This is a genomic window from Flavobacterium sp. FlaQc-47, from assembly GCF_044006475.1.
Taxonomy (GTDB): Bacteria; Bacteroidota; Bacteroidia; order Flavobacteriales; family Flavobacteriaceae; genus Flavobacterium.
On record NZ_JBIPCQ010000004.1, the window covers coordinates 125786 to 139805 of the forward strand.

At 37.4% G+C, this 14020-nt stretch carries 16 protein-coding genes; 1 reads left to right on the top strand and 15 read right to left on the bottom strand.

Going from position 1 to position 14020, the window contains the following annotated elements; genetic code table 11:
• Window positions 1-3: 3 nt before the first annotated feature.
• Genes ACHRVX_RS13770 through ACHRVX_RS13805 form a run of 8 tightly spaced genes read right to left on the bottom strand, consistent with a single transcriptional unit; the run spans window position 4 to window position 5147 of the window.
• Window positions 4-807, bottom strand: a complete 804-nt coding sequence (locus ACHRVX_RS13770; RefSeq protein ID WP_395333119.1) for a PRTRC system ThiF family protein — start codon at window positions 805-807, stop codon at window positions 4-6.
• A complete protein-coding gene (locus ACHRVX_RS13775) occupies window positions 804-1520 on the bottom strand; it encodes a PRTRC system protein B (protein WP_395333121.1) in 717 nt (238 codons plus the stop codon). Before ACHRVX_RS13775 ends, ACHRVX_RS13770 begins: the two co-directional genes overlap by 4 nt.
• Entirely contained in the window at window positions 1517-2608 is a 1092-nt protein-coding gene (locus ACHRVX_RS13780; RefSeq protein ID WP_395333123.1) for a hypothetical protein, read from the bottom strand. The genes ACHRVX_RS13775 and ACHRVX_RS13780 overlap by 4 nt, the downstream gene beginning before the upstream one ends.
• Before the next feature lie 56 nt (window positions 2609-2664).
• The gene (locus ACHRVX_RS13785; RefSeq protein ID WP_395333125.1) at window positions 2665-2883 is read right to left on the bottom strand and encodes a PRTRC system protein C; all 219 of its coding nucleotides are present in this window, start codon (window positions 2881-2883) and stop codon (window positions 2665-2667) included.
• Window positions 2877-3410, bottom strand: a complete 534-nt coding sequence (locus tag ACHRVX_RS13790; RefSeq protein WP_395333127.1) for a prtrc system protein e — start codon at window positions 3408-3410, stop codon at window positions 2877-2879. Before ACHRVX_RS13790 ends, ACHRVX_RS13785 begins: the two co-directional genes overlap by 7 nt.
• Window positions 3411-3414: 4 nt before the next feature.
• Window positions 3415-3621 (bottom strand): hypothetical protein, encoded by a 207-nt coding sequence (locus ACHRVX_RS13795; protein ID WP_395333129.1) that lies wholly within the window; start codon window positions 3619-3621, stop codon window positions 3415-3417.
• 47 nt (window positions 3622-3668) lie between these two features.
• Entirely contained in the window at window positions 3669-4730 is a 1062-nt protein-coding gene (locus ACHRVX_RS13800) for a DUF932 domain-containing protein (RefSeq protein ID WP_395333131.1), read from the bottom strand.
• 30 nt (window positions 4731-4760) lie between these two features.
• On the bottom strand, window positions 4761-5147 hold the full coding sequence (locus tag ACHRVX_RS13805) for a single-stranded DNA-binding protein (RefSeq protein WP_395333133.1): 387 nt from the start codon (window positions 5145-5147) through the stop codon (window positions 4761-4763).
• A gap of 665 nt (window positions 5148-5812) precedes the next feature.
• Here ACHRVX_RS13805 and ACHRVX_RS13810 point away from each other — a divergent pair.
• Entirely contained in the window at window positions 5813-6460 is a 648-nt protein-coding gene (locus ACHRVX_RS13810; protein ID WP_395333135.1) for a hypothetical protein, read from the top strand.
• A gap of 146 nt (window positions 6461-6606) precedes the next feature.
• Here the strand turns inward: ACHRVX_RS13810 and ACHRVX_RS13815 are convergent, their stop codons facing one another.
• The 7 genes from ACHRVX_RS13815 to ACHRVX_RS13845 form a co-directional block, all read right to left on the bottom strand.
• Entirely contained in the window at window positions 6607-7161 is a 555-nt protein-coding gene (locus tag ACHRVX_RS13815; RefSeq protein WP_395333136.1) for a hypothetical protein, read from the bottom strand.
• A gap of 45 nt (window positions 7162-7206) precedes the next feature.
• Window positions 7207-7905 carry a hypothetical protein gene (locus tag ACHRVX_RS13820; protein ID WP_395333138.1) on the bottom strand — a complete coding sequence of 233 codons (699 nt, stop codon included), beginning with the start codon at window positions 7903-7905 and terminating at the stop codon, window positions 7207-7209.
• A 212-nt stretch (window positions 7906-8117) separates the two neighbouring features.
• Window positions 8118-9128 carry a hypothetical protein gene (locus ACHRVX_RS13825; protein WP_395333140.1) on the bottom strand — a complete coding sequence of 337 codons (1011 nt, stop codon included), beginning with the start codon at window positions 9126-9128 and terminating at the stop codon, window positions 8118-8120.
• Window positions 9129-9292: 164 nt separating this feature from the next.
• Window positions 9293-10258, bottom strand: a complete 966-nt coding sequence (locus ACHRVX_RS13830; protein WP_395334093.1) for a YhcG family protein — start codon at window positions 10256-10258, stop codon at window positions 9293-9295.
• 25 nt (window positions 10259-10283) lie between these two features.
• Window positions 10284-12266, bottom strand: a complete 1983-nt coding sequence (mobC, locus tag ACHRVX_RS13835; protein WP_395334095.1) for a conjugal transfer protein MobC — start codon at window positions 12264-12266, stop codon at window positions 10284-10286.
• 17 nt (window positions 12267-12283) lie between these two features.
• On the bottom strand, window positions 12284-13588 hold the full coding sequence (locus ACHRVX_RS13840) for a relaxase/mobilization nuclease domain-containing protein (protein WP_395333142.1): 1305 nt from the start codon (window positions 13586-13588) through the stop codon (window positions 12284-12286).
• Window positions 13573-13965: a plasmid mobilization protein gene (locus ACHRVX_RS13845; protein ID WP_395333144.1), complete on the bottom strand. Its 393-nt coding sequence runs from the start codon at window positions 13963-13965 to the stop codon at window positions 13573-13575. The genes ACHRVX_RS13840 and ACHRVX_RS13845 overlap by 16 nt, the downstream gene beginning before the upstream one ends.
• Window positions 13966-14020 lie beyond the last annotated feature (55 nt).

Sequence of the window (14020 nt, forward strand, 5' to 3'; positions counted from 1 at the left end):
GCATCAGCCCACCGCTATGGGTACTGAGCGCAAAGTTCCCAGATTCAGAAAAAATCCCCTATGGGCGGTCATGCCCTCCCGAAAGAGTTTCCACAGGAGCGATGCCCCCATACTGGCAAGTGTGCTGTTGATAAACAAATCCTGCTTTTCAAGTGCCTCGGCAAGGGAACAGCTCGGCTCATTGCTATCGTCCTGCATTTGGAGTAATTCCTTAAATTCAGCGGTTACCATCGGAAGACTGGAGACCGTCTTGTAAAGGTTAGAGTGAGGCTGTTTGATTTCGCTGATTGTGGAGAGCACAGCCTGTCCCGTATTCTGAGCGTTGCCAAGGTCAAGCCAGTAGAGGGATTTGGTACGTTCAAAATCACTGTTAGCATTACAACTCAGCAGGAAATCTGCAATATCAAAACGTGCCCTTGCGGTATCCACACAGCTGATATAAAGGTTTGCCCTGCCACGATTGGGAAGGGATTTCAGATTAGCTGTTGAGAATTGCTGGGTTACAGCTTTCCAATTGGTTCCAAAAAAACGGTTGGTACGGTTGATAAGTGCCACGGCTTTAGGCAGTCCTACCTCGGCATCTGCAAAAAGCTGTCTGCCCTGATTGGCTTTGGTTATCAGGTCATCATCAAATAAATTGACCTGCAGTCCAACGTGCCCCAAGGCGATAAGGCTGTGGCTTATTCTTGCGAGTTCGGTAAGCATCCTGCTTCCCGTCCCTCCCGCCCCAATGAGATTTACCGTTATAGGATTAGTTGGGTTTATCAGGTAATTGTGGGTGTAATGCATAGCGCTTTGTGTTTTCATGATAGTATATCTTTAATTGTTAAACCGTTTTTGATCAGGGACTTTATTGGAAAGGGTTCATTGCCCCCTACCAGTTTCTGCCAAAGCTGTATGATGTTCCCTTTTACAGGGCTTGAGTTTCCAATGAGATGACTGAAATAGCTGTTAAAAAAATACTGCTCCCATAATGCAATGAATTCTTCCAAATGGCAATTGGGCTTTATATTTACCGATACTGTCCCCATACATACCCTGCCATCGGTGTAGAGATTAAAAAACGGTGCATGGCACAGGGCTGTATTTTCATCCATCTGATCATCAGCGTACATTGCATAAATATACAGGGCATTTTTAGAGGCTTTCCACAGCAATGGCGGTAGAAATGCTTCTCCGTTTTTAATACCCAAACTCTCCACGAAAAACAAACTGACTTTTTGGGAGGGCGTATACCAAATAGCAGAACCATCATGTTCGGGATTCAGGTGCAGTACATTTTTGGGAAGCAGTCCTAAAGGTTTCAGGAATTTGCGAGTGAGTTCCTCTGAGGTGTCAAGCGCATCGGCAAGCTTTGTGCTTTCCCTCAGACTTAAGGGATGGGCATTTATGGGACAGCCGTTTATATCGATGTCATAGCCTTCCACATAAATGGATTTTTCAGCGGAAAGTTTCTGATAGACCACAAAGGCTTTTACAGGATTGTATAATGTCCCGAATTTTTGGGTTATATCTTTCATGTCATATTGTTTAAAAGGGTACATAAATCATTTAGAAGCGCAAAGAGCCTGTACTCGAAATCAAGCAGTTTACGGGTTAACCCGTTTGGGGCGTCATAGACCTGCAGGAGTGTCGGCTCTTCAATTTGGGAGCACTCGTTAAATTCGTCATTGATTACACGTGCAATATTCTCATAGAGCAGTCCATCGGTGTCTGCTATAAAAGAAATATACTGCTCTGCCCTTATTATCCCCTGCTCGCTTTCAAACACCCGATTCGATGTATTTTGGAAAACACTACAGGCAGGATATTCGAGCATTAATGCCAATGCCTGTTTGGCAACACTCAGACAATCCTTTTCGAAATCAGTATTTGGTTTATAACTTCTTATACGTTTTTCAAAGACGTTTAAATGATAGGCATTGTAGATTTTACGGTGCATAACATCTCCGCAGTAAAAAGCGGAGTTTAATTCTGAAATCATGCTGTTTCCTGCTTCGGACTCTTCATCCTCCAATTCATCAATCAGCCATTCTTCCATACACTCGTAGTTATAAAAAAGATAGCTGTTGTTTTCCCTGTAATACGGAATTCCTGCAATATGGTACAGATAGGCAAAAACAGACAGCAATAATTCAGCAGTTTGTTTCTGTTTCCTATTTTGTAATAGTCGATACAAGGGCAGTACAGGAATATAGTACAATGTATTGGAGGTGTTATAGCAATGTTGGGTTGCCAGTTTTACTATGCCATCATCATCCTGCATTATTTTAAGTTCAATATCCTTACCCGATTGACTAAGCTTTTTCTGAATGTCTGTGTATACCAAGAGGATATTATAAGGATAGGATTTGTCTGTCACATCTATTGTTTCAAAATCATACAGCCTTTTCAGGATAACAAGAGAATTGAAAAAATCATTTTCCATCTGAAATTTGCGGGGTAAATTTTCGCCTTTTTCGAACAATGGTAGAAAGGAATGTCTTAAAAAACCATCGGCAAAAGGTCGAGCGGTACGGAACTTTTCGGGTTGTTTCTTATTTCCTGCGCATCGGGAAGCCTCTCTGCGTCCTGAATGAATTTTCCTAACTGCTTGTATAGTCTGCATAGCTTTTTATTTTTTGGAGGCTTAATACTGCCTGCTGTGATTTTCTTTTTCATGGTTTATCCTTTTGTGCCGATCTGAGATATAAATTTGTACTGCACGGCATCATCGTTTATAACAGGTCCTTCTATGGATGCTGTGGTGAGAATGGGATAGGTCTGCGCATAAAAGTTCAATACCGCTTCGGGACTTAGGGATGGTGACGGGTCAGCGAGTTTAATCTCTACCTCTTTATCCTTAAAAGAGAAAATGCGCTCTAAGGTGGTTGCTGTTAACATGATTCTTCGTTATTAGGGTCATTAAAAAGGTCTACGGGAAACTTGTCGGAAAGTTCTGCCTTGCGGGCGTGAATAATATCCTTATACTCAGGATACAGGTCGACAGAAGGCACTTTCATCCATGCTTCCTTAAATTTTCCTGCTGTTTCGAGTTCTTCAGCTTTTTTCATAGCTGATTCATACTGTTTCTGCTTTTCGGATTTTTCCTTTTTCAGTTCGTTGTCTTTCTGCATCTGCGAGCTGACTTTTGCCTGTTCCTTTTCTTTGAGGAACTGCTCCATATTGGCAAAAAGCTTTGCGGTATCTTGTACAGGCTCTGCAATCGCCTGAAAAAATCCGTTGTCGAGTTCCTCTACCGTACCTTTTAGCAAAATAGGCGGTACTTTTTTACGGGCATCATCGCCAATGGTATCGTTAAAAAACAATACCGATACAATGAGTTTGTCTGCCTCTTCTTTGGCTATATTTATGTTCCAATTCCCTGCTACCTGCAAGGCAAGGATTGATTTAAAAAAATTGGTTTCCATTGCTTTACTCTTTAGTTTGTTCTACCTCTAAATCACTAATTGCTACTAACTTTTCGTAAACGTCCTGCCAATAGGCCTGCCGTTTTTTATCAAACTTTTCAAATAGTTTGTCGCTGTGGGCAAAATTTCTGAAATAGTCTGCCTGCTTTATCGCTTCGGATAAATTGATTATATCAATGTTTTCTCCGTTTATATCTTCTATTTGTATCATGTTCTCAGGATTTAAAAGGACAGGCAGGAACTTCCTGTCCTGATTGGTTAATTAAGAATCAAGGCATTCGAACCTTCATTTGCAAAATCCAAGCAAAGATTAAAAGCGGATTGTGTGCGAATCTGCCCTGTACCCCCCATCAAAAGGGAAGTTAATTTAGCCTCTTCATCTTTGTAATTTCTCACGTTCTGAAAATATCCTGTGACTGCATTGTAAGCCCCAAATACAGTTCCCTCGGTGGTATCCATCAATTGTGTTGGGTTGCTCATGGCATATTCAAATGCATTATCTACCATATTGGTAAAGCAAGTGGAGAGTTCCTCTTCCTTACCATCTTGTATGGTTTTAAGCACTTCCTTATTTGGAACAAGGGCGGACTGTATTAGTTTTTTTACTTCATTGTCCGTTATTCGGATTTTTGTCCAACGGTTAAAAATATTCTCCATCTGTGATGATAACATATCGGATATGCCCATTACTTTATGTGCCTGTTCCAAACGCTGTTTGGCATTGGAGGTATGACGAATACGCACGGTATTGGTTTTACTGTTCATAGCGGCATTAAGGGTATTGTTGCATACGATGCGTATGGGGGTGAATGCTGCGGTTATGCTTCCGCTTCCGTCATGGGAAGTGGTCAGGAACAAGTATTTTTCAATCAAATCATCGTTACCAACACGGATATAATCCGGCAGTTTAGCAGTTATAAAGATGCGTTCCCCTTTTCCGAGTGCCCCTGCGGTTTCGTATAGGATACCGTCACCACCTACGATGCTGTCAAAAAAAGAAAAGGCATCCCTGTTTTGTACGATTTGGTAGTCTTTTCCAACCACGCCCAATACAGCATCATTATCGGTTCGCACCGTACTGTAGTAATTCGGTACTTCTATTTTACTCCGGATGATTTCATTATCCAAAATAATTTCAGTTGAACTGGGTGTAAACAGTTTGCGTTTTTCTACTTCATAATCCAAACCTGCATGGGTAATTGCCTGGGCGCTTGTTGGATAATCCGTAATAACCTGCCCTAAATTGTGCCATGCTTTTTCTTTAGTACTGAAAAAACTGTGTTTCCCTGACTGCTCGTTGTAATTTATATTGTGTGCCATGATGTTACATTTTAAGTGATTACTCTATTATTAAAAAGGTACGTCTGCTGTTTTTTTTGATTTCTTTTCCTTTACTACTGAATTGCCCCGAGTAGTTTCTGCTTTTTTAGGAAAAACCAAAATCTTAATGTTATTGGTGTGAAAGGTCAGACTGCCCACCGCTACACCTTCACTGTTATTGTATACACTTAAGCCAATGCGCCCAAAGAGCTGTACGAGTGTCCCTTTTTTCAACCACTGTGCTGTAGCAGTATTTAACCAATAGGAACATTCGATATAGGTTGTTACTTCCTTTACTTCGGTACTGCCTTTAGGCTTGTAACTGTCATTGATGGCAATACTGAAATTGACCACTTGTTTGTCATTGTTCACTTTTTGAACTACTGCATCTGCTGTTAATCGTCCTGTGATTTCCATAATTTTAATTTTTAAGGATTACTACTGTTTACTTTCTCTCTAATCCTGCTCCCACAAAAATTGTTTTCAAAACGAAAAAACGGGAAAAAAGAAAGCAAGATGCCAGTGGCTTAAGGATGTGCACGGGCTATAAGTCCCGAAGGGTGGCAAGGGGAGCGCCGCCATTATGCGCACGGGGCATGCTTAAGTCACTATCTTAGCTGCCCTTTTAGTCCGTTTCGAGTGAAAGCTTAGATAACCTATAGCTTTCTTTACAAATAATTAAGCATTTTGAACAGATGAGTAGTTTTTCTTTAAATGTGCCTCAAAGGGAACTTGTTTTAAGAACAATGAGAAAAAGACAGCACCGAGGATCAATCTTAGAAAATAAATATTTACCGCTTACAGCATAAAAAACTATGCATCAAAGTAGTAAGAGCGGAACAACAAGATGAATCCTAGTAAAAAATTAATACCTGAAAATAAAAAATGAAGTCTAAACCATGAGAAAAATCATTCCACGCTGCCGGAAATCTTTATTCTGCTTATCCAAAAATTACAATTCAGCTGAATAATACGAGATTAACTTTACGGTTTATATGCCGTGATTCATGAAATATTTACACTTTCTATTTACATTTACGGCAGTTTGAAAAATCCCTCATCTAAACATTAGCTGCTATCAAATGAAAAACCTCCTAAAGAACCTCAACAGAAAAAAAACACAAAGCCTTAAGAAGGCCCACGCTGCCAGACAAGACTGGAGTACGTTACGTGAACTTGCAAGAGAAATTTTTTCACAGATCACAAGTACAGCTTCTGAGATAAAGTATTATGATTCTCTGTATATAATTGATGAGCAGGATACGATGTTTTTAAGAACTAAAAATTTCTCCAACTTTATACAGTTTTACATTGGAAAAAGACCCTCGGGAAGATTTCACCAAGAGTTTGACAAAGAAGGGGAACTGCTGAATAGCGAACTTGAGGTGATAGATGGCGGGGCGTTAATAATTTCACAGTCCTCGGATGGAAAGGTACATTTTGTAATTTTTCCCGACACCATTGAAAACCAGCAAAATGAGAAACCTTTCATCCGGTCCGTTTTTAAAAGTCCCAGTAAAGTAAAATATCATCACATTAAAGAGGCAGGTGAAGATTTCTTAACTTTTATTGTACTGACCAGTCCTGATTATATCCCAAATAAACTAGAGAAACTGGAATTATACATGATAACCAAAAAATATAAAAAAGACTTTTTACCCTTCTTTAAAACGTTATTTACCTGGGGCTTACGCATTATTTCATTTGCAAAAGGATTCTTTGCTGCTTAAAGAGATAGATTCCATTCTCTTTTGAAAAAACATTAGTCATAATAAGGAGTCGAGATAAGTATTGAGCTTATGGCTGCAATTTATAAAAGGCATTTAATAATAATTCCCTGTGTATTGATGCAGGGAATTAATTTATATATCTCAAATTAATTTCGGATCCGAAGATTGACTAATGTCGTGTGATTCTCTATTTGCTGCTCCAGATTAACATCTGAAATATTAATTGGTGTCAAATCAACCGGATTACGGCTTTTTATATATTCCATTAAGCTGTTTACCTGATGGTAAATACTATCAAGCCATTGCTGATTAACGATTGTCGAATAATACCGGTTATCGAGAATTCCTGTTTCATTTCTAAAATCAATTTCACTTTCCAGCTGATATCGAAGATAGACCTCGTATTGTTCAAGGTTTATTGTAATGATTTCATTGTATTTTATTTTCGAGTCAGGCTCCAGCAGATCAACAAGTTTTGCCAGCTTGTGCGTTTTTACTTTATTATACGCTTCTTTTACATCAAGCTGGGTTTCAAGAAAGATTAAAGATTTTAAAGCACATTCCAAGGCAAAGCACAAATCAACGAGTAATTTGCTTCTACTACCTAAATGAGAAGCATGTTCGTTTAGTATTTCATAACGCTTTAGAAATTCATAAGCATCAGTGTAGAAGAAATCAGAAATTTTATTTTGTATCGGCATTTGAATTGTCATTTATTTATTAGAGGTACTGCTACTTGTGACGTGTTAGGGTGTCCACCATTCGAAGTTATCCTTAATATCATACAGGTTATCCATTTTTCTGGCAAAAACTCTTCGCAGGGGATTGTAGGCGGGATCAGGATTTTGTAATTCGTCTAAATATGTTCTAAAATACGCTTCCAATGCATATTGAAGCAAGGTCCTGTAAATTACATTCCCCTTCTGTTTCTGTTTAATAAATTTTCGATCTGACGGATTATCATTTGAAGTAGCATTAATATGCCAGTTTCCTTTTGTTTTGGCTTCATGCATTAGTCCGCATCGCACCTGGGCATAAAAAGATGCTGCGCTAAAAGGAGTATTTCTGGGATTTCCTGCTTTGTCTTTCGCATGAAAAATTCCTTCAAAAATTGCAGCCGTAGTAAGGAATCCTGTAAACAGCAAACTGCTGTTTTTGTATTCATATGCAGGACTGTTAGGAGTTAAGCCATGGTTGTAAACTGCTCCTTTTTTAAACGCGGCAAACATTTCAATTAGCGCACACTGCAGAGTTACTATTGCAAAACCCTCCCCTTCTTTGGTATTGGGATGGATAAGATTGTTGATTGCATTAAAATATTTTGTTAGAATTCTATTTTGAAAAATCATTACAGCAGTATTCCACTGCCCTGAGTAATCATAAGAATTATTCAAACTGCTTCTTATGGCGACCCATTGGTCAATTTCGTTGATTTGTTTTTTCATTAAAAGGAAATTAAAAGACGAATGTACATAAAAATAATTCTGTTAAAAAACTAAAGAAAATGTCGTTCCAATATCAAATAAATCTCCTTCAACCCCCAACAAATTGGATAAGAAATAATGCTCTAAACTACTATAACCAATTACGTTCAAGTAAGCGTCTCTATCCGGAAAACTGGTATGGAAAGTCCAAATAATTGTAAACTTTTTGCGCCTTAGTTATCTTGCATAATAGTTGCTGCCATAATTTTTCTAATATTTTCAAAACTATATTTTTTGCCAATGGGTTCCTCGCTTGCCGCAATGTTATCGAATATTTTTTGCTTTAATCTTACATCCATTTTTCCTTTACCACCTAGTTTTTGGTGTAATTGATCAAGAATTTGAGCATATTCGTTCATTCGTAAAGATGCAATATGGTTGACAAGATTTTGAATAATTTCCTGCAGTTCACTTTCCTTAATTGACAATATCCTCTCTGGCGCAAAAGCTGTATTATATTCCGCTTTTTTTATTAAAATTTCTGAACCGTAAAACGTACATTCCATAGCTTTCAAATACGTGGTTTTAAAATAGAAAAACAGAATAAACTCATCAACCATTATTGAATATGGTCTAATATTGAACCCTGAGCAATGAAGGTATGTATGAGGTACCTGCTTATAATTTGCCGACCTTATTAATTTGTATCCTATGTTCTTCAAGTCTTCATCAGAAGTGACGAAATTATCATCAGTCAGGTACTTTTTTAAAATTCTTCTTAGTTTTCTTTCTTCCTTTTCTTTAAGCTTAATTCCGCACTTTCCTAATATGGACAATCTCCAAAGAATTGAAATCCAAAACAAAAAACCAATACCTTCCTTTTCAATACTGTTATAATTGGTGTCATGATCTGCTGTTTTATTTAAACTTACGGCATACAGGCTTTCCAGATTTCCTAATTTTTTTTCACAGTCAGAACAGAAAAAATGGTCTACTACAAGAGAAATATCATTATTTTCAATTAACTGCTCGTCAACCTCTCCATAAATTTTCTCTAAGTCTTCAGGGAGTATATTTCTACCAAAATAACCTTTGGTTTCCAGTTTTCCTATAACAAATCCTAACTCCTTATCCCTTCCTTTTGCCCCGGTTTGGTTGTCAATTCGTTTCATTAAAAAATGAGGGACTATGTGGGAACCTGTTTTATCAGCTTCTTTTTCTTGGCATAAAAGGCATTTTTTCATAATTAAAATCTGTTGGGATGGCTACTTAAACAAGTACAAATTTAACTGCAATTTTCAGCCTTTCGCTGGCAAAATTTAATTTTTACGCTTTTGTATTTAAGATTTGAATCATCGGACACTTTTTAATAAATCCAATTTCAAAAAGCATGAACCGCGAATCATCTCTATTCCAGTAATTCCTGCATTTTTTGCTGCAGTAATTTTTTGTCGGGAAGCTGAATCTTATATTCAGCAACCATAGTAGAAGACATACTCCTATTAAGAGCATACTCCACTACCTTGCTGTCTTTATCGGTGCACAATAATATCCCAATACTTGGATTTTCATGAGGTTTCTTAACGTCCCGATCCAATGCTTCCAGATAAAAATTTAGCTGTCCCAAATGTTCTGGCTTAAATTTATCTGCTTTTAATTCAAAAGCAACTAAACATTGTAATCCTCTGTGGTAAAATAAAAGGTCAATATAAAAATCGCTATTGCCAACCTGCAGTTTATACTCCTGATCAATGAAGATAAAATCTTTCCCTAATTCCAAAATGAAATTCTTCATCTGCTTAATTAGTCCCCGCTGTAATTCGTTCTCACTGTAGAATTCAGAAAGGTTTAAAAAATCAAAAATATAACTGTCTTTAAAAGTATTATTGACATCCGTGTGTATTTCTCGCACCAGTGGTGCGAGTTTTGAATTTCCAATCATAGTTCTTTCAAAAAGACTGGATGAAATCTGACGTTCCAGTTCTCTTTTACTATAGTTTTCTCTTTTTGAAAAGCTTAGATAAAACTCTCGTTCTTCTACTGTTTTACATCTAGAAAAGATAATCAGATTATTGGACCAGTTAATTTCTCGCACCAGTGGTGCGAGTTTTGGCGTATCTTTATAGATTTCATAAAACTGCCTCATACGCCAAAGGTTTGCATCCGAAAATCCTTTTAAATCAGGCTCACTTCTTTGCAAAAAATCAGCCAGTTCTTTAACTACTGATTTCCCCCACTGTGCTGTTTCGATACGATTATAAATGTATTGTCCAATATTCCAGTACAGATTAATCATTTCAGTGTTAACTGCTGAAATGGCTTTTGATCTGGATAGTTTTATTAATTGGATTATATCGGTAAATTGTTCTTGTATCATTATTTTTGATTTTAATTTATTATCACTTCTTAATTACTAAATGACTTAGTTCAATATCATTTAATAGTCTTTCCTTTTCTGCATAAATAATATCCTTGATGTCCTTTTTTATCTGTAGATAATTGCGCTGTACCATTGCATTATCAACTTTGCGAATAATAGGAATATCGACATACCCATCCTGTTCTTTTTTCAATGCTTCATGGTCATTTATTATTTCCGAATGAAATGTTTTGAGTTCTATTTTACAATCAGGATCATCGGCTACCATACCGACGAATTCACCGGAACTAAGTCCAGAAATTTTGGACGGCGGTACAGCAGATTCCAATTGTTTTGACCGGCTTATTGAAGTATCTCCGCTATTGATGGAAAGGCTTTCCCTGTCCTGCATAATTTTTCCAAAACGCTCTGACAATTGTTTGGCAGTATCTCCTGTAACCTGTCCGCTTACTACGTTTCCAACAATATTCATAATCACGTCTGCCTGTTCCCGTCCATAGTCTTTACGCAGCTGGCTAAAATCCTGAATACCCAAACAAGTTGCTACTTTATTGCTCCTAGCTGTGGCAATCAAACTGTCCATATTGTTGAGGTAAATAGTTGGAAATTCATCAAATATCAGACTGCTTTTTTGTTTCTTTTTTTGATTTACCTGCTTTACCAATCGGTTAACATATAGTGATAATACAGCTCCATATATCTGGATTTTCTGCGGATTATTGCCCATGCATACAATCTTGGGATCTTCAGGATTATTGATGTCCAATGTAAAATCATTGCCCGATAAAACATAATACAATTGTGGAGAGGAAAGCCTTGCCATGGCAATTTTCGCTGAAGCAATTTGCCCCTCTAATTGGTCCATAACATTATTTAGGTAGGCATTCACAAAAGGATTAATGAGTACTTCAATTTCTTTTTCAGTCCTAAGCAGAGTAAAGAGACTATCATAGTCTTCCTGCATGAGTTCAATTACATGGGGAAGCGTACAGAATTCGCCGTCTTTATATTTTCGTAAATACCATATTATGGCTGAAAGAAAATTAATCGGTGATTCTACAAAAAAATCGCCCTGTCTTTTTATCCATTCCCTGTTGAGTCCGAGCAAAATAGTACGTGCCGATTCGGAAGCATCCGTTATATCACTCATACCTGAAGGCTCCAACGGATTACACCTGTTTGTTCGGGTCAGATCATCAAAATTAATAACATAAAACTGAGGTAATTTTGGATAGAGATGTTTGTAATTAAGCCAGGTATTATAGACAATTCTGGTCAGGTCGTCAAACTTGAAATCATAGACAAACATGGTAAATTTTTTACGGATGTGCTGGGTAATGACATGACGTATAACAAAATAGGATTTCCCGGCTCCAGGAGTACCGGAAACCAGCAGTCCCCGAAAAGGATTAATAATATTTATCCAGCTGTCCCTTACCTTATCCTTTAAATGATAGCGGGCCGGGAGATTGATGGAATATTCATTTTCCAAAAGTCTTTCTTCCTGAGGAAAAGTTTCATTTTCGTTGTTAAAAATATCTTTGCTGTTGAGCCTGTTTTTTATAATACGCGATAATAATGTACCGCCGGAAAGCATCAGAAGAAAGCCACTGGAAGTAATGGTCATGTAGGCAATTGCTGCCAGCATTAATTCTATTTTCAGGTATAGTGAAAGATAACTTATAAAGTAAATAAGAATGCCTGTAATGATGTAAGCAAAAGCTGTTTTGTAATTCAGTTTTTCATCTTTTCGCCCTTTGGCACCAATTAAAGAAATAATCAAAAATCCCAATGCAAAGAGTTTGGATTTATGAAAATTACTGAATAATCCGGTATTGTAAATATTGCCCATAATTTTATCACTAAAGCCACTGACAAGATGCCACTCCTGAAAAGCAGCATAGCAGTAATAATAAAAATGGATTATTAAAATAATAATGCTGATGAGTCTTGTCATATCCAAGATCTTTCTTAGTGCCTGTTCATTTTCTCCTGTCTGCATAGCCATGATTCTACTTTTTAACGATTATTAGACTGCCCTCTTCTTTTTTTCTTTTTGTTTCTCAGCTCGTATGGTAGGTAATTAGCTGTCTGTTCAGCTTGCGTGAGCATCTCTGCTAATTGCCCCATTATTGTGCTGGATCCTACATATTTGTTATCTATAAAATCATCTCCAAAAAGCGATGCCATAATTTCTGCTTTTGGTGTTTCAAATGTGATTTCATGTAATTTTTCACTAACCAAATTTGTCATTTTTTGCTCTGCCGGATTAATGGATGCACAGCGTTCTTCTATTGCTTTAGCACTGTATTGTTTCCCGAGTGTACTGCCGTTAAAAACACATTTTGTGGTATGGTCAACGTAGGTAATACCATAAAGTAAGCCCTCTGCGTTTTTTCTGAAAACAGTATTGATTCCCTCTTTTTCCAGTAACTGAACTAATTCTTTAAGTGATATTTTTGTTCTTAAAAATGCCATATCAATGGCGTTTTTCACCCTTCTTATATCTGAGACTTCATTTTTGGTATTGGACGCGAATTTTTCTTCTAAAAATTTCAGTGTTGGCTTGTTGTAAAAGAGACTGGCTTTTATGGGGACTCCAACAGGTTTTCCATTTTCATCGAGTATCCTGTACATTAATCCTTTTGCTTTAAACATTCTTGAATCTTCATTGCCCCGGTCTGCTAAAACATTGTATTGTTTGAGCACCGCATTGAGCTGCGGAAGGCTGGTATATTTATACGATGAAAGTACCTGAGCCAGTACATTTGTAATAGCTTTTTTTGATTCGCTTCGCCCGTATTGAATCTTACCTGAAATGATTGGCTTTAGCTGAAAATCCGGACTATTTTTATTGCTTTGTGCCCTAACAAGTCCAAAGCGTTCTTCGATTTCTTTTCTTGCCGGTTCAGATCGATTTTTTCCAATATTCTGCATGTCAATTCGTGTACCATCCCTCTGAACATTTATGGAAACCAAATGGATGTGCGCATGCCCGGAATCATGATGCTGATAGACCAAATAAGGCTGCTGGCTAAATCCGATTTTTTCCATATAAGTATCCGCGATGTCCAATAATTTTTCCTTGGAATAATTTTCGGATGGGTCGAAGTTGATTGAAATATGTACACTGTTTCGTTTTACATTTTCATTTAGTTCCAGCTGTTTCAAAAACCGGTTCAGCTTTACAGTAACTCCCATTTTATCCACATCAATCGGATAATTTCCGGCACCTATACATTCTGCTACACGCTCTTTTACTTTGTTTTCATTGTAATAGAAAACCTTGTGAAGGGAATGACCGGTCTTTATGATCGCAACCATCTTTCCGAGATTTTCCGGATGCAGTTTTTGATTTCATCCATCTTGTCAAAAAGGATCTTTTTATCCAGTTCAGCGCTTATAATCCATACTTTAAATTCCGGAATTTGATTTAGGGTATGCAGTTTTTTAACTGCCTGATTGAAGTTGTTTCCAATGCCGTTTAATTGCCTGAACAACTGGGTCATTTCATGGATCATATCATCCAAAGACTGATTCCTGTAAGTAGTGGTTATAGATTTCTCAAATAGGTGTCTGCGAATGTAATCGCTCAGCTTGCGGCAAGTACTAGCTTTCCATTTTTTCTCAATTTTCGCATACTCTTTAGGTGTAAACCTCAACCCGACAATGCGTGTTCTGTTTGAATTTTCTCTTTTCATCATCTCTCTTTTTCATTGTTATCAAACCTTAATTTATCCTTTCAGTATCACTGCT